The sequence below is a fragment of the Alicyclobacillus tolerans genome (genome assembly GCF_048984885.1).
GTDB classification, from domain to species: Bacteria; Bacillota; Bacilli; order Alicyclobacillales; family Alicyclobacillaceae; genus Alicyclobacillus_I; species Alicyclobacillus_I tolerans.
This window is the reverse complement of sequence record NZ_JBMGNK010000002.1, coordinates 2,359,276-2,374,157: the sequence shown is the minus strand read 5'-3', so window position 1 is coordinate 2,374,157 and position 14,882 is coordinate 2,359,276. Positions and strand designations below refer to the sequence as shown.

General features: G+C 44.0%; 23 protein-coding genes. 22 read left to right on the top strand and 1 reads right to left on the bottom strand.

Annotation, left to right across the window (positions count from 1 at the left end; all coding sequences use genetic code 11):
* Window positions 1–17 precede the first annotated feature (17 nt).
* The 13 genes from ACOJUR_RS12030 (at window position 18) to ACOJUR_RS11970 (ending at window position 9,503) form a co-directional block, all read left to right on the top strand.
* A complete protein-coding gene (locus ACOJUR_RS12030) occupies window positions 18–2,426 on the top strand; it encodes a hypothetical protein (RefSeq protein WP_420950102.1) in 2,409 nt (802 codons plus the stop codon).
* Between the two features lie 70 nt (window positions 2,427–2,496).
* Window positions 2,497–3,345, top strand: a complete 849-nt coding sequence (locus tag ACOJUR_RS12025; RefSeq protein ID WP_420950101.1) for a hypothetical protein — start codon at window positions 2,497–2,499, stop codon at window positions 3,343–3,345.
* 119 nt (window positions 3,346–3,464) lie between these two features.
* On the top strand, window positions 3,465–3,956 hold the full coding sequence (locus tag ACOJUR_RS12020) for a Panacea domain-containing protein (protein ID WP_420950100.1): 492 nt from the start codon (window positions 3,465–3,467) through the stop codon (window positions 3,954–3,956).
* A gap of 26 nt (window positions 3,957–3,982) precedes the next feature.
* On the top strand, window positions 3,983–4,297 hold the full coding sequence (locus ACOJUR_RS12015; protein ID WP_420950099.1) for a hypothetical protein: 315 nt from the start codon (window positions 3,983–3,985) through the stop codon (window positions 4,295–4,297).
* Complete coding sequence (locus ACOJUR_RS12010; RefSeq protein WP_420950098.1) at window positions 4,294–4,734, top strand: type II toxin-antitoxin system HicB family antitoxin; 441 nt, start codon at window positions 4,294–4,296, stop codon at window positions 4,732–4,734. Before ACOJUR_RS12015 ends, ACOJUR_RS12010 begins: the two co-directional genes overlap by 4 nt.
* A 5-nt stretch (window positions 4,735–4,739) precedes the next feature.
* The gene (locus ACOJUR_RS12005) at window positions 4,740–4,973 is read left to right on the top strand and encodes a type II toxin-antitoxin system HicA family toxin (RefSeq protein ID WP_420950097.1); all 234 of its coding nucleotides are present in this window, start codon (window positions 4,740–4,742) and stop codon (window positions 4,971–4,973) included.
* 46 nt (window positions 4,974–5,019) lie between these two features.
* Window positions 5,020–5,523, top strand: a complete 504-nt coding sequence (locus ACOJUR_RS12000) for a hypothetical protein (RefSeq protein WP_420950096.1) — start codon at window positions 5,020–5,022, stop codon at window positions 5,521–5,523.
* Window positions 5,524–5,532: 9 nt separating this feature from the next.
* Entirely contained in the window at window positions 5,533–6,006 is a 474-nt protein-coding gene (locus tag ACOJUR_RS11995; protein WP_420950095.1) for a hypothetical protein, read from the top strand.
* Window positions 6,007–6,029: 23 nt separating this feature from the next.
* Complete coding sequence (locus ACOJUR_RS11990; protein ID WP_420950094.1) at window positions 6,030–6,260, top strand: hypothetical protein; 231 nt, start codon at window positions 6,030–6,032, stop codon at window positions 6,258–6,260.
* A 72-nt stretch (window positions 6,261–6,332) separates the two neighbouring features.
* Window positions 6,333–6,731 carry a hypothetical protein gene (locus ACOJUR_RS11985; RefSeq protein WP_420950093.1) on the top strand — a complete coding sequence of 133 codons (399 nt, stop codon included), beginning with the start codon at window positions 6,333–6,335 and terminating at the stop codon, window positions 6,729–6,731.
* Window positions 6,724–7,227, top strand: coding sequence for an HNH endonuclease (locus ACOJUR_RS11980; RefSeq protein ID WP_420950092.1), 504 nt, complete (start codon window positions 6,724–6,726; stop codon window positions 7,225–7,227). Before ACOJUR_RS11985 ends, ACOJUR_RS11980 begins: the two co-directional genes overlap by 8 nt.
* Before the next feature lies 1 nt (window position 7,228).
* Window positions 7,229–8,956: a GH25 family lysozyme gene (locus tag ACOJUR_RS11975; protein ID WP_420950091.1), complete on the top strand. Its 1,728-nt coding sequence runs from the start codon at window positions 7,229–7,231 to the stop codon at window positions 8,954–8,956.
* 22 nt (window positions 8,957–8,978) lie between these two features.
* The gene (locus ACOJUR_RS11970) at window positions 8,979–9,503 is read left to right on the top strand and encodes a hypothetical protein (RefSeq protein ID WP_420950090.1); all 525 of its coding nucleotides are present in this window, start codon (window positions 8,979–8,981) and stop codon (window positions 9,501–9,503) included.
* A gap of 64 nt (window positions 9,504–9,567) precedes the next feature.
* On the opposite strand, the gene ACOJUR_RS11965 is transcribed toward ACOJUR_RS11970, so the two are convergent.
* Window positions 9,568–9,792 (bottom strand): helix-turn-helix transcriptional regulator, encoded by a 225-nt coding sequence (locus ACOJUR_RS11965; protein WP_420950089.1) that lies wholly within the window; start codon window positions 9,790–9,792, stop codon window positions 9,568–9,570.
* An 85-nt stretch (window positions 9,793–9,877) separates the two neighbouring features.
* Here ACOJUR_RS11965 and ACOJUR_RS11960 point away from each other — a divergent pair, with 85 nt between their 5' ends.
* The 9 genes from ACOJUR_RS11960 (at window position 9,878) to ACOJUR_RS11920 (ending at window position 14,872) form a co-directional block, all read left to right on the top strand.
* Entirely contained in the window at window positions 9,878–10,135 is a 258-nt protein-coding gene (locus ACOJUR_RS11960) for a hypothetical protein (protein ID WP_420950088.1), read from the top strand.
* A 15-nt stretch (window positions 10,136–10,150) separates the two neighbouring features.
* Window positions 10,151–10,396 (top strand): hypothetical protein, encoded by a 246-nt coding sequence (locus tag ACOJUR_RS11955; RefSeq protein WP_420950087.1) that lies wholly within the window; start codon window positions 10,151–10,153, stop codon window positions 10,394–10,396.
* The gene (locus tag ACOJUR_RS11950; protein WP_420950086.1) at window positions 10,393–10,677 is read left to right on the top strand and encodes a hypothetical protein; all 285 of its coding nucleotides are present in this window, start codon (window positions 10,393–10,395) and stop codon (window positions 10,675–10,677) included. Before ACOJUR_RS11955 ends, ACOJUR_RS11950 begins: the two co-directional genes overlap by 4 nt.
* 87 nt (window positions 10,678–10,764) lie before the next feature.
* Window positions 10,765–11,178 carry a hypothetical protein gene (locus ACOJUR_RS11945; RefSeq protein WP_420950085.1) on the top strand — a complete coding sequence of 138 codons (414 nt, stop codon included), beginning with the start codon at window positions 10,765–10,767 and terminating at the stop codon, window positions 11,176–11,178.
* Entirely contained in the window at window positions 11,178–11,786 is a 609-nt protein-coding gene (locus ACOJUR_RS11940) for a M23 family metallopeptidase (RefSeq protein ID WP_420950084.1), read from the top strand. The genes ACOJUR_RS11945 and ACOJUR_RS11940 overlap by 1 nt, the downstream gene beginning before the upstream one ends.
* A gap of 5 nt (window positions 11,787–11,791) precedes the next feature.
* On the top strand, window positions 11,792–14,074 hold the full coding sequence (locus ACOJUR_RS11935; protein WP_420950083.1) for a type IV secretory system conjugative DNA transfer family protein: 2,283 nt from the start codon (window positions 11,792–11,794) through the stop codon (window positions 14,072–14,074).
* A gap of 102 nt (window positions 14,075–14,176) precedes the next feature.
* Window positions 14,177–14,521 (top strand): hypothetical protein, encoded by a 345-nt coding sequence (locus ACOJUR_RS11930; protein WP_420950082.1) that lies wholly within the window; start codon window positions 14,177–14,179, stop codon window positions 14,519–14,521.
* On the top strand, window positions 14,503–14,631 hold the full coding sequence (locus tag ACOJUR_RS11925) for a hypothetical protein (protein WP_420950081.1): 129 nt from the start codon (window positions 14,503–14,505) through the stop codon (window positions 14,629–14,631). The genes ACOJUR_RS11930 and ACOJUR_RS11925 overlap by 19 nt, the downstream gene beginning before the upstream one ends.
* A gap of 1 nt (window position 14,632) precedes the next feature.
* Window positions 14,633–14,872, top strand: a complete 240-nt coding sequence (locus tag ACOJUR_RS11920) for a hypothetical protein (RefSeq protein WP_420950080.1) — start codon at window positions 14,633–14,635, stop codon at window positions 14,870–14,872.
* The last annotated feature ends 10 nt before the right edge of the window (window positions 14,873–14,882 follow it).

The window sequence follows — 14,882 nt, the reverse complement described above, 5'->3', positions numbered from 1 at the left end:
AAAGGAGTGGCGAATGAATGCCGCTATACGACGTATCCGGTGGAACCACAGGGAGTCCCACAGACTTAGATCAATTGGTGGATGCATTATCGGGAAACAATGACATAGGAACATGGAAAACTTTTGTGCAACTATCACCGCCTTCCGCTCCGACCGTAACCGTCAATACAGCTTCGGGGAATCTGACAGGCAATTACCAGTATGCTTTGGCGTGGGAAACAGGATATTGGCAAGGCCCGACCGGATCAGGAACTCTACATATCCAAGGCAATACAGGTGGCGGTCAACCTTCTGCTACAATCAGCCCCAATGCTCAACAAGCGACTATAGACATACCGGAAGCACCGACTGGCGTAGTGAATGTTTTGATATATCGAACGAAAGCAGGGGGGAGTGAGTTTTTCTACCTGACCACCGTTCAAGCGAATACCGTCACCAGTTACAACGACAACATTCCCGATACTGACCTTGGCTCTGCCATGCCAACCACAAATACGACAGGAACCGTCGCTGATTTTTGGCAAGCAAACATTGGAAACCTTAACATCAAGAACGATTCCAACGGGATCGTATTCCCTAACTTGTCTTCCTTCCCTGCGGTCGGACCAACAGGAGCCATGTGCATTGTCGACTCGATGCCGTATGTTTCCGACGGCACAGCTTGGGTCGATCCTATGATCAACCTCATGCAGTTATCTACAGCGCACGGCGGTACAGCCGATTTCTACGGCCCCACCACTGTTCACGGTGGCAACAGCCTGACCGTCAATCAACTTCCTGCGCCAACAGGACTGACAGCAACAAACGCTACATCAGGTACAGTAGGCTCTTATATCGCTGCATCCACAACCTACACCTATGAAATTACGGCGGTTTCCTATAGTGGCACAGAAACCAATCCATCAGCATCTGTTTCTGTTACAACAGGTACAACGGCATATCCTATCAACTTGTCGTGGACAGCAGGAACAGCCGATGTTCAATACTACAATGTGTATAAAAATGGCAATTTCCTTGTTCAATTATCTGGAACAGCGACTTCCTATCAAGATACAGGAAATACGGCGACAACAAGCCAAACACCACCTGCTACGAATCAGACTGGCATAGTGACCGCATCCCAATTCAACGGATCGGCAACCGAATTAGGCGGTCAACCTGCATCTAATTATCTAAGAACTGATAGTGGCGCACCGAATCCGCAGACGGTTGAAAATGCTGTAACGTTTAATAGTCCTATTTATCAAGGTTTTGGTGGTCAATATCTTCACAATCTAAATGTGGTTTATCCAACGCCAACATCAGGGTATTCTTGGCATGTAAGGTCGGGAAGTGATGATGTTTTAGTAGTCTATGCAGACGGTTCCAATAAAACTTCTACATTCAATAACACCCTTGATGATGGTTCGGGGAACATGAATGTAAAAGGCTCTATAACTGCCAATGGGGGTATTATCCGTACAGCGTATAGCACAAACGCTAATTTGTTATTCAATAGCACTGCTAATTTTGGTCTCACAGGCTGGACAGTTAGTAATCCCGCTGCTTCTGGAGATTGGGGAACAGGAAGTAATTTTGGCGTTCAAGATAGTCCATATTTTCACTGCAACGGCAATTCAGGACAAGCCTCACAATTATATAGTCAACCTATATACCAAATAAATCCAGGTAATTCTATAACTCTCTCTGGATGGGTGTTAAATTTAACCTCTAATAACATTTCTGGATTTAATATCCAATTTTACAATGGCAGTACGTATATAAGCGAGGAAGGATTTAATATTCAACCTGGAACATGGTGGACTTTTGGTTCTGTTACAGCAGTTGCGCCTAGTGGAACAACAAATGTAGTCGTTGCCTTATCTACAGCCAATACACAAACTAATGCAAACATATCTTTCACACGACTGAAATTAGAAGTTGGGTCTAGTCCTTCTTTATATTCTAATGAAGGAGACTTTAATCAAGGGTTATATGGAAACTTGGTTTTAAGCGGTCTTAATGGAGGGACATATCCTTCATCTGCTGCATCAGGTATATGGTCCCCTGCTTCTGGAACCTTTAATGTATCGGCAGGAACGGTCATCAACGTTGCATCTGTACCGAACGGAGCAAAGATGTTTTTTGTTGAAGCTGTGAGTGGCACAAGTTCAAGTGAGAATTCGACGTGGGGTATAACCACCTCATCAGGCAGTGCGTGGGTATCGTCAGGAGGCGTAAGCGAAGGCGGTTCTTATGCTTATCCAGGCAGTTCAGGAGGTATTTCCAGCACTAGTACAACAGGTTATATTAGTGGTTCTTGGTATGATGGTTCATACTACGCTAATGGTTATTTTCAAATCAATAATGGATATTTACAGTTTGTAGTTGTAGGGTCTAGTGCAAGCACAGATGCAGCTAACACAATCCGATGGGCGGTGAGTTAAGATGTATTATTGGTTTACATTTAATTCCACGACAGGAACGATTGGAACACACTCCAGCACACTAAATCCGATGATCACAACGACGAAAGATGGAGAAACCACACAAGAATTTGATCCTAATTTAATCCCAACAGGATTCAATGTGGTCGGACCGTTTGAAACTTTAGATACTTTACAACAAGAAGTGTTCAATTCGCCAAATTTGTATCTCTACCAAAACAACGAATTTGTTTTACAACCCTATTTCACCCTAACCACATCCACACCATCCACGCCAAATGGAACAGTTACCATTACAGCAACTTTAAACAATCCACCATCTACACCACCGTCCGAAGTGACTTTTTCCATTGGAACTTCTACTTTAACAAGCACACTTTCCAATGGACAAGCTAGTATCACTTTACAAATCCATCCATCGGTACAGAATCAAAACATTCAAGTATCCGTATCAGCGACAGGATGTATCACTGCCTCAACCAATATAGGTGGAAATCAGTCTGGAGTATCTGTTCAAGTCGTCACACCGAGTGGAGGAATCCCAACAATCGGACCCGCTTCTAATGTCGCTGTCGAGTATCTGCAACAGTATTATGCTGTCAACCAAACAACGGTTGAAGCATTACTCACAAATACTTTTACAGCCATCAACATCCTTTTTGACACGGTTTTTAATGTGATTTTGCCAAGTTTACAGAACACGACTTACACGCCAATTTCTTTTTCAGCCAATCAACAACAATCCGTATCTGCCATAAAATCGAATGTTCTAGCCAATCTTGTGACAACCTTGTCTAACGGTTATCCGTCAGTCGCAACATCTCCTCAAATGCAGTTTGGAGCCTTTCTGCAAAACTTTGAGCGTGGTGCAGAGAATGTACAAGGTTTCATGGAAGCGTTGCAATTATTTGCAACTTGAAAAAAGTACATTTATTTTTCGCAACCAGAAGCAACCAGGAGTTGATATGAGTTTTTTGTGGTAAAATAAAAATGAAAAATCCAGATCGGTATGAATATTGTGAAAGGAGGCGGATTTATATGCGTCCTTCAATCTACGATGTAGCCAATTACTTTAGAGTGAAGCTAAGTCAATCAGAAGGTTCATCATTAACCCATCTGAAATTGCAAAAACTCGCTTATTATGCACAAGCGTGGTCGCTTGTGTTATTGGATAGCCCTTTGATAGAAGATGATTTTGAGGCTTGGGCACATGGACCAGTGAATAGAAATTTGTATGCTAGGTATGCAGATTATAAATGGGGAAATATTGAGCCAATAGATGAAGAGTCTTTATCAGCTGATATAAACGCGATTTTTAGTTCAGATCAGTTGGATGTATTAGATCAGGTTTGGGAAATTTACGGAGACTTTGATGCGAAGTATCTTGAACGGTTGACCCATCAAGAGAGACCTTGGATTGAAGCTCGTGGCGATTTACCACCAGGTGCTTATTGTAATACAGTAATTAGTCAGTCTGTTATGAAAGAATTTTATACGGAATTGATGAGAAGTGTCCAAGGGCAAACCTAAGAATCGGATACCGAGAGGTGTATAGATTGTCAGAATTACAAAAGATTATTTACACCAACGAAAAAAGCAATCAATATATGCGTCTATACGCTAATACGACAAACATCAGCGTCAATCCGGAAAATGTGATTATACTGGATTTTTTTGAAGAATATGTACCACCTAATTTTATAGTGACTCAAAATATTCATAATGGAGAGTTTCATCCAGAATATCAACATGATAGAGAGAAAATTCTAGACGTTACTAGAGAACATAAGGCAACGATTTTACTTACTTTTAATGCGGCCAAAAATTTAGTTGAAACTTTATCCAAGTTTTTGGATGGTGAAACAAAATGAAAGAAGTTACTAGTTCTCACAAGTCAAGAGATCGATATAGTGGATTTCAGCCTAATGATTGGGTAAGAGTGGAAGGAACAGTGGAGTTTTTGTATCGACTTCAAGGTGAGAGAGAAAATGGAGTTAGAGAAATTTTTGCCGGGAAATTAGTACAAGATGTAGGATTTAATCTTAAAGAATACGGACATAATGCCTCTCATATTACTGTTGAAAAACAGAATGTGGGTGAAGATATGTCAAAAAAATATCAAGTGATCCTTCACAAATGCGATGATGGATATACGGTGGAATGCCCTGAAATACCAGGATGTTTTTCGGAAGGCGATACAGAGGAAGAAGCGTTAGAGAATATCAAAGAAGCGATTAAAGGCTGTTTGGATGCAAGGGAACAATTAGGATATGAGGATAGGTTAATTGTTAAAACAATTGAGGTATAGGCATCATGCCAGAATACAGACAATTATCAGGCAAGGAAGTTTTTAATACTCTCTGCAAAAATGGTTGGAATCATATTCGCACGGAAGGTTCACACCATATCGTTTTCAAACATGGTTCTGGACCACCTTTTTCAATACCTATACACGGAAATAAAGAATTGAAAGTGGGTACTTTAAATAACATAATTAAAAGCACTGGACTTTCGAAAGAAGATTTTTATAAGTTTTTTGAATCCTAACCACCTTCGGGTGGTTTTTTTATTACACAGAAAGGTGGTGACAAGCATGGAGTACGCATTGCCAGGCGACATCCTTTTTTATGATCGCCATCCTGACTGGATTGACGATCTCATCATCACAGGGGAACGTCTTGAAGATGGATTGCACCGTATCGAAGCCTACCATGTCGCCGTAGCGCTCGACTCATATCAATGTGTAGCGGCTTTGGCACGAGGCGTATCAGTAACACCGATTGACTACGGGGTCATCACCATTTGCCGCCCGTTAAGTCAAAACGCCCAGACCCATCAGGCGCTTATGTGGGCTGAGTCCAAAGTCGGCACACCGTATGGGTGGCTAGGTATAGTGGATCAAGCGCTAAGGGATGTTTCGCACAACCTCATACATCTGCCGGATGCCTTGATCGAATGGTCGAATCAGAAATGGCCTTACTGCTCGATCTTTGCAACCGACTTTTTACAACGTGCAGGGTATGAGGAATTGCGTGATTTTCCACCGCCAAGCCCCGAAGACTTGTGGTTGGAGCTAAAGCAATTTCGCGTGGGGTAGGTGGTATGGGTGACAATTAGCGTGGAACAAGAGGGGCAGATGAGAAGAATGTCCGATGTAGAAAGGCTTGCCACGGTAGAAACGGAGATCAAGAGTGTACATGCTGCACTGCAAAAACTTCAAGAAAGCAACATTCGCATAGAAAACAAACTCGATAATTGGACAGAGTTGTTTTTGCCGAGGCGCGAATCAGAAGATAAATTTCGGATTCGTGACGAGCAAATCGCTCAAAACAAGTCAGAATTGGTACGTGTGGAGACAGAAACCAAAGCCGACTTGAATAAGTTAGAGACTCGCATTGAAACAGAAATTGCGCGTGTAGACAAAGACCTTGAAAACTTCAAGAGAGAAGTAGCGGAGAAGGCAGAGGATGATCGGATTGATAGACGAAGAAACCGCCCTCATTGGTTTTTGGTCGGTATCGGTTTAGGTTCTCTTGCCGTTTCGATGGGAGCCTTAATATACGCCCTTATCAAGGGGTGATAAAAAAAGGGGAGAAATCGCCGATGAAGACCTTTGTGGAAGCAAAATGCGTCTATGACTCGATCACGGATCGGATGCGTGAACTGAGCGTGGCACAGATAGAAGCCCTTCGAGAGATGCAGGAACTCTGCCCGCACGCAAACACCACTGTCATTCGAGACAGCGACTTTTTGCCTGACTTCCTTCGAGATGAAGACGAGGAACCTGTTCTCAAATGTAAGGATTGCGGAAAGGTTCTTCGACAATACAATTGACCAAAAGCTGTGTCGTTAAATTCAACAAAATTTCTATCACTGTTTCCGGCAACGCCAAGGAGATGATTGGAAGTGAACTTCATACGTAGAGTCAATGACTGGATAGCTCTCCGCATGACATTGATTTTTGGAACGATGTGGATGACCTATCTGTTTTTTATCTATGGTTTTTTACCACTTCTATTCCCGCAGCAAGAAGTCAATCTCCTTTACTGGAGTAATACCGTTCAGTTATGGAGTTTGCCACTTTTGATGGTCGGGACAAACCTTTTGGGTAAAAAATCAGAAGAACGTGCTCAACAGGATCATGAAATGATTAAGTCTGAATTTGAAGCTATCCGTAATCTCAATACAGCACTGCTAGAAGAACTAGCCGAAACCAAAGCCATGCACCAAGAACTCCACACCAAGCACACAGCCCTGTTGCATGCGGTTCAAGCCTTGATTGAAGGCGGTGAACAATTTGACTGATGTAGCGGAACATTTGCAAAAACGCAGCCTGCATGAAGTGGTCATCACTCCTGAACATGTACAAAGAACAGAATCCGAAGAATTTAGAAAGAATAAAGAGCGTCTAAAGCAAGACGGTCACTATCGCTGCTATGTATGTGGCACAGACCGAAATATTCAAATTCACCACCACGCCGTAGAGTGGAGCCTTGCATCTGTCGCGGACTGGGAAAAAGTAAAAGCCTATTGTGAGGAATTCGATCCTTTAGGGTATGGAAAACTCTTGCGAAACAAACCTATGTCTAGTCCTGATGACATTCGGAATTTGCTTCCGTTGTGTCAAGAGCATCATACAGGTGTGGATCATGCAGATGGGAACAGTGGTACAGGCATCCATTCGCTCACGTACCCTGTTTTTTTGATCCAGAAGCTTGCGAAAGAAAATGCCAATCCCGTTCCGCAGGATGGGGAAACAGCAGAAAAAGTTTTGGCTGATGTAAAAGAGGTGACTTCTTAATATGGCATGGCAAACTTATAAAAACACTGGCAAACCGTTGCCAACTTCACAATTTAACTTACGTTCTCAATTCGGTTCAATAGAAAACCAAGGACAAATAGGAGCATGTACAGCTTTCGCGACATTGCAATGTTTTGCAGCTATGAGGAAGAAACAAGGGTATCCGTGGGAAATTTTTAGTCCTTTAGCTGAATGGTACATGAGCAAGCAACTGTACGGTCAAAAGCACAACATCACCAACTATGTCGATGAAAACCAAGGTGTAACAGAGAATGATGCTCTAGAAGTTTTGTGTGTCGATGGCGTAATGCCGATGCAAGATGACCCGTGGAATGCTCAGGTGATGCAAGGGAACTGGGTGCAAGCGTTTCAAACACCACCACCTGCTGGAGATTGGATAACATCCATCAAACTACGACGCTCAGAAGTATATGAAATCCCTATTCCACTAAATTCACAACAGCCTTTATTGGATGTGCGAGACGCTTTAGCAAACGGGAATGCTGTTTTACTCTCAACGCTTGTTTGGGACAACTGGTTCAACCTCCCGCCCGATGGTATTATCCCTATGCCACCTGCCAATCAAGCAGCAGCGGGAGGGCATGAAATCAATATCATAGGTGATGACCCTGGCAATCAACGATTACTGATACTGAACCAATGGGGTGTAAATTGGGGTATTCAAGACGAGTTTGAGTTGTATGGTTGCGCATGGTTGCCGTATGAATACTTCTTGCAGTACACGGAAGCCCTCTATGTATTGATACCCGATGCAAGTGTTCCACCTGCGCCTACTCCGAAACCGTCGCCTAATCCCACGCCGAAACCGAATCCAACACCAACGCCTGACACGAATTATCTCCAAGGTGCAGACGTTTCGCAGTTTCAAGGTAACATCGACTGGAACCAAGTATCTAAGCACATTGACTTTGCGCTAATTCGAGCGCAGGTTGGACGTACCAATGTGGATGCAAATTTTGCTACAAATTACGCAAATGCCAAGCGAAACGGCGTGGTCAGAGGCGCATATCAATTTGCTTATCCCATCTACGACACAGCAACCGAATCTTACGCTGCCTATAAAGCAACTGTGCTTGCCAACGGCGGGTTTGAATTTCCTCCTATTGTGGATGTTGAGCAATCAGGCTGTGGAAATTTGACAAAACAGCAAGTAACACAATGGGCATGCGAATGGCTTACACAAGCCATCAGTGACTATGGACGCACTATCCTCTACAGCGATACAGATTTTTTCCAAAGTCATATAGACGTCACCCAATTACCAAAGGGCACACTGCTGTGGGTAGCGGAGTACGGCGTAGACAAGCCGTCTATTGAGCCTTGGACATTCTGGCAACATACAGATACAGGTACGATTGACGGAATTAGCGGAAATGTTGACCTAGACGCTTTCAACGGCAGTTTAGATGACTTGAAAAAAATCTGTGTGAAAGGAGAGAATCCAATGACTTTACAAACCGTGCATATCCAACTAAACAGCAAAGACTATGCCCTCGATGGTTACATGGTGAATGGGAATACGTGTGTCCCTTGGATGGTTCTGAAAGAGTTTTTGCCCGACCTCCAAGTCGAGTTTATCAACGCCACACCCTACAAAACTGACTATGCGGTTAATTTTGTGGCACAACCGCCTAAACCCGTAGACGAAAAGCCTGTAAAGGCAACCGTCACTTTAACATACGCAGATGGCTCTACTCAAACTCTCTAAAAATTGAAAGGGTGTATCAAATATGATATTCAATGGAACCGATTGGACAACCGTTATTAGTGTGGCAGCAGGTGCAGTTGTCACCATCTCATCTCTATGGAAAAAACTCGAACATAAAGACCCAAAACTAGCGCAAGATGTACCCCATGCCTTGAAAACCGTCCTTGATGATGGCGAAAAAATTGTAGCGGATTTGCTCAAGTCACCTTGGTTTGCTTCGGAAGCAGCGAAAGGAAAATTGGAACTGCATCACATCACCGACAAACTCAAAAATGCCGTAGTTGCTCAATATGCAGCACAGGGATTAGCAGCTTTTGGGGTTGAATTAAAAGATTTAAGTAATATCCAACGGGCCTCATTGCTCAGTTTCGTGCAGTCGCGATTGAAGGCTATCGGTGTAGATGTGACGCCAAGCGAAGCCAACGCTGCCCTGGAGATTGTGCAAACGGCGATTAATGCAACCCGTTCGTCGGTTGTGAAGTCGGCGGCTGAATTGGATCAGGCGTTGAAGGGTACGGAGAAGAAAGACGAAAAAGCGGTATCCTGAGTTGTCATGCTCCCATCTCACTACGAGATGGGGGCTGTTTAGGGAATCCGTCTACTATTTCTACTCAATCGTCATCATCAACTGGCCACAAATCCTCGATGTTCAACTCCGCAAATCCAGCTTCGCGCAAAGCCCTCACGATTCGGATAGCAACTCTTAGTGTAGGATAGTACCTCCCGTTTACAATCCGATTCATGGCCTCATTTTTCATTCCCACCTTTTCTGCAAGCCACGTCTGCTTGATGCCTCTATCGGTCAGAAACTGTTTCAAGTTAGTTTTCACTTCCATCCCACCACCACCTTACTGCAAGTATATTTCGTTTTTTTGTTGTCTATCAGTGCTTGTCAGGAATTTATATTGAACTTTTTTATCAATGGACAGGCAATTTTTGGGCAATAGCCCATATGCTTTACCATCAACAGCGCTAAGTTACGCTACGATGCGCAGGAAGGATGATTGTATGGCGGGTGAGCGGAAGTTTGTCTGGTTCAATACAGCGACGGAGTCTGACTTGTACGAGGAGGCGAATCGTATCCAATTCAGCACAGAAGTAAAGAAGTGGCTGCGTCAAAGAATTTTAGAACGCAAGAAAAGTGATCTTGAAAAATCTGAATCCTGCCAAAGGAATTGAACAGACGGGAGATGGTTGGATTTGTTGGAAAACCGTTTTGTATATTTCTTGCTTGAAAGAATAGAGGAGAGAGTCAATGGTCTGTCCGAAGATAGAGAGTTGACTATGTACGTCCAAGAACTAAGACTTGCACTAGATACTATCCTTGGCACAACAGAGGATCAACACCGCATACGTGGTGTAAAGAAGCCCAAGCGTAATGCAAGTACAAAAAGGAACGAACAACCTCGTTTTGATTCTGAAATAGAGGTGAATTTATGAAAACTAAAACAGCCGCCTTGATTGTTGGCGGCATCGTGGCAGGAACCATTACTGTCGGTGTTGTATCGCTGATGTGTTGGTCGATTGTACCCATGAGTATATGGGGCATCAGTTGTGGAGTCGTCGGTAGTCAGACAATGAATGTGTTGCGCTTTAGGTCGGGTCAACTACAGCCAGCCGTTCGTGCGATTACAGAATCATCCGAAAAAGTGATAGAGATGGCTCCCTATCGTAGAACCGACAGCACCACAGCACAATCCAGCAATCATGTTGAAAAGTAGAGGCATAGTATCATCTCCTTTAGTGGTTTTAACTTAGTCTCTCGGAATGAACGAGAAATATACACCGTGTGTGGAGGTGGGAGGAAGTTGAAAGAACCCAAAAGGCTAGATTGGACTGCATTCATGCGCGGCAAAGTGATGAGTCCTGAAAGTTATCTCGTCCAATCGTCCATTAAAGAAGGTCTGGTGATGATAGCAGCTATAGCTCCGCTTGTGGCCGCTGAACACCCAATGGTCGTCGAAGCTGCAACCATTGATAATCAAGTGAACAATATTAAATATTCAGAAGATGCGTCATGGGCAGACTACATTGTGCCGCTCATCAAACACCAGGCGCTCCCGTTAACCATTACGATGATATGCTGGGCTGGCCTGGAAATGATCATACGCAAACCAGCAAGTGCCTTGGATCGGGCGAAATGGGCCATCATTGGTTACGCAGGTATGCAATTTGTGATTCCGTTTGTGAAAGGTCTCGGACATAAGTTTGGTGATGTTTAATGCAGTGGAAAAATGTAACTGCTTGGTTCGGAAGTATCGATAACGCCCATCACAAGCCACACAACGGCATCGATATGGCAATGCCCACGGACACCCCAGTATACAGCATGGTGTCCGGAACGGTAGACCATGTTTTGCATGAAGGAAAAAAATCTTTTGGAAACAGTGTATGGATACGCGAACCAAACGGATACCGTGTCGTGTTTGGTCACCTAGATCGCGCGACTGTACATCCTGGAGAGCGTATCCATACGGGGGACTTGGTAGGACTATCAGGGAATACAGGTCAAAGCACAGGGCCTCATCTACACGTTGGCGTCATGGACGATCACGGCCGTTGGGTTGACCCAAAAAAATATTTTAGCGCATGGAACTGGGGACAACTCACAGCTAACAAGATAAAAAACGCCGAAGAGGATCAAGTGCTGGATCTGATTCATGATATTTTTTTGGCACTAGGAGAGGAAATCATGCACCTCATTGCTCCAGTTGCATTCATCTTATGTGCAATTTCCATGCTGTTTGTCATTCTTGGTTCTAAAAAGGCTCGGAGATGGTCACTATACAGCGGTCTTATTGCTGGGATCGTCTATAGGCAAGGGTGGTGAGTGGAATGACGTTGTTCCACGTCTCCAAGAACGACATGACATTATATCGCATCAAACCGGATCGAACAGTACGAAATATCCAAGGTCACACGTTCGCCAACGCCATGCATGATCTGTTTGAAATTTGGCACAAGCGAATCGGCTTTGGTCTGAAAAAGGGTATCACATATCAAGAATCGTGCCGTTTTTGGTGGATAACGGATATGTCTCTCCAAGGAATACGTTTTTATGCTGCTGCTCCCTCCGGAGAGATGTCGACCTATATGATGCACAGACTAGAAAGATACTATCCTCATGCGACTGTTGAAGCAGGCAATTGGCTTCCCGTGGATTCTGAACATACAGAATCAATGCAGTTGTCACTCGAACGGCACAATATCTTTTCGCTAGCCTATAAAATGAGTGAGGATACCGTCCCAATATCCGATGTTCTCAGTGTCATTCATGACTTTCGCGAAGATGATCGCGCGGTGATATCCTGTTGCTTTGAGCCTTATGATCGGATGGCTTGGTCGGATATCGCCAATCACGCTTACCAAGAATGGGAATCCGGCAAAACCCCCAAGCGTTTTACTTTCAAGGGAAGATTTCAACCTATGCAACTCTTGGAATGGGCGAACAACGTCCTGTACGAAGCTCATGAAGTGGTCTTAGGGATTGATGATAGCAGCGAAGAAGCAAGAAGAAAAGACAGAGAAAGAAATCGGAAACCACAAAAAGTTTCCGAAGTACACCATATTGAAAAAGTCGATGACACCACTCGCTCAAAAAGATCGCAGGCAACTTTCAAGGCTTGGATCAGGGTGTACGTTGCATGCAAAAACAAGGAACGCCGAAAGGTTCTGATGCGTGCTTTTGCGAATGCTTACACTGGGATGTCAGGCGACAATCGATTTGTAGCATCTAGATTGAATGCTTCCTCCATCCAAGAGGTCAATCACCTAAGACTGAATACAGCGACACTGATGCGTCTTGATCAAACTGTGCTCAGTGCAGGTGAAGTAGGCAAATTCATACAACTTCCGACGGCTCAGCTGCAAGACGAATACACAGAATATTTAGATTCGGTTGAACATCGTGAGGTGCAATTGTCGGGGGCACTTTTTGATCCATCCGGTATCTACATGGGGTGCACGACATTCAAAGGAGATACTAAATATGTTTATTTCCCGATTAGAGATCATGATGAACTTTGCCTGCCTCGTATCGTGATAGGAGGTATGGGGCAGGGGAAAACCAAGGGTACAGGTGCTAATTTTGCAGTGGAATGTGTGAAGAAAGGATACACCGTTTTTGCCATTGATGCGGCGAAAGGAGAATTAGGCGATCAAGTAGAGGGATGGTGCTCTAAAAATGGATATCAGGACTCTATTGTACGAATAAAATTCGGGCAACAACCAGTCGGATTGGACTGGTGTGAAATCAGCAACAGTAAACGTGCTGCGAATCAATTTTCGCAAGAAGTATTAGCCTTTTTTGATCGGCAAGGCGCGGATCCTGGCTTGGAAACAAAACGCTATATTCGGTTGGCTGCCAAGACGGTTGCGAGTATTGGAGGAAGCAGATTATCCGACATCACGAAGCTTTTTAACGATAAAGATCACTTGGCGATTATTATGAAAAAACTGCGCGAAGTCGGACGCGAAGACTTGGCTGACGAGTGGTTGCCGTTTGTGAAATTGACAGAGGGCATGCGAGGAAAAGTACTAGAACCTGTGCTGAATCGTCTTGATATTTTACTCGGCGATGACTACCTCAAATCTTGCATGGACTCTAAAAACTCTCTTGATATGCGCAAATGGATCGACGGAGGCTACGCTGTCATACTCGATGTTCCGAAAAACGAACTAGGGGAAGATGCGACAGATGTTTTATGCGCTTTGCTCGTCGCAAAAATTTGGTTAGCCACACTGAACCGAAAAGAGTCGAATGCCAATCCATCCTTTCTCATCATGGATGAACCGCATGTGTATATGTCGAGTGCTAAGCACTGGCGTTCTATGGTGGTCGAAAGCCGCAAATGGCGCTTAGGACTCATGTGGATGTTTCACGCTTGGGAACAGATACCGCGTGACCTGGCAGAGATTATCAAAGCCGCCGGCCCTCATTACACTCTGTATCAACCAAGTAAAAGGACTTTTCAAAGCTTAGCTGAAGAATCATCACCTTTCACACTAGAGGAAGCACTGAAAATACCTCGCCACTACGCCATCAATATCTGGCGAACCGGAGGGAAAATTGAGACGCCATTTTTGGCACAAATGCCTAAGCCTCCACTTGAAAATTAAGTAGGTATCGCACGCGTTGGACTGGCATTTTCTGACATACCTAAGCATATGCTGTGGGCAGGTGTAGCTGCTCCACAAGAACAAAGCTAGGGAAGTGTGCCTGTGTCTGACTTTGAACATCGATTAATGGAAGCTGCCGACCGTGTAAAGCAAGTCGAAACCGCGTATTATCGAGCGGTAACTGAATGGGAAGAAGCCAAGATGAATTGTGCTATTCGCGAGGCAGAGTTGATCGAGTGCGGAAAAATTAATATGAAAAATCCTGACACAAGAAACGCTGATCTGTGGAAGTATGCAAAAGAAGAAAGAAAGATGGTGCGTATTAAAGAGACTAAAGTGGATTCGCTCAAAAGTGAATTGCACTACAGGCAATCCGTCTTAAACATACTTTTAGTGTCTGCGAAACTGCACGGAGGTGTGGAATCAAAATGTTTGGAGCAATCTTAAAAATTACTCAATGGGCAACCAAGTTTCGGCCTGACGATCCGAATGTTTTGGAAAACTTACATGATCTATCGGATATTTTAGATGCCATAAGGCAGTCGATGGGGTGGTAAAGTGGGTATCATAAAAATGGCTGTGTATGATGGAATCAAAAAAGGGTTGCGACCTTTAGGAAGCAAAGCTGCAAATAAAACTGAGGAAGATGCAACCTTGAAAATCCTTCATGATGTCATGCAGCAGGCGAAAGCAAACAATGAGCAACTTATCCGCCAGGTCGACCATTTGATGCAGGCGCATGCAGATATCGCGAAAGTATTGCTGGAAGTTTTCAAAGAGATGCACGGGATGATGTAGGCGGTTCTAC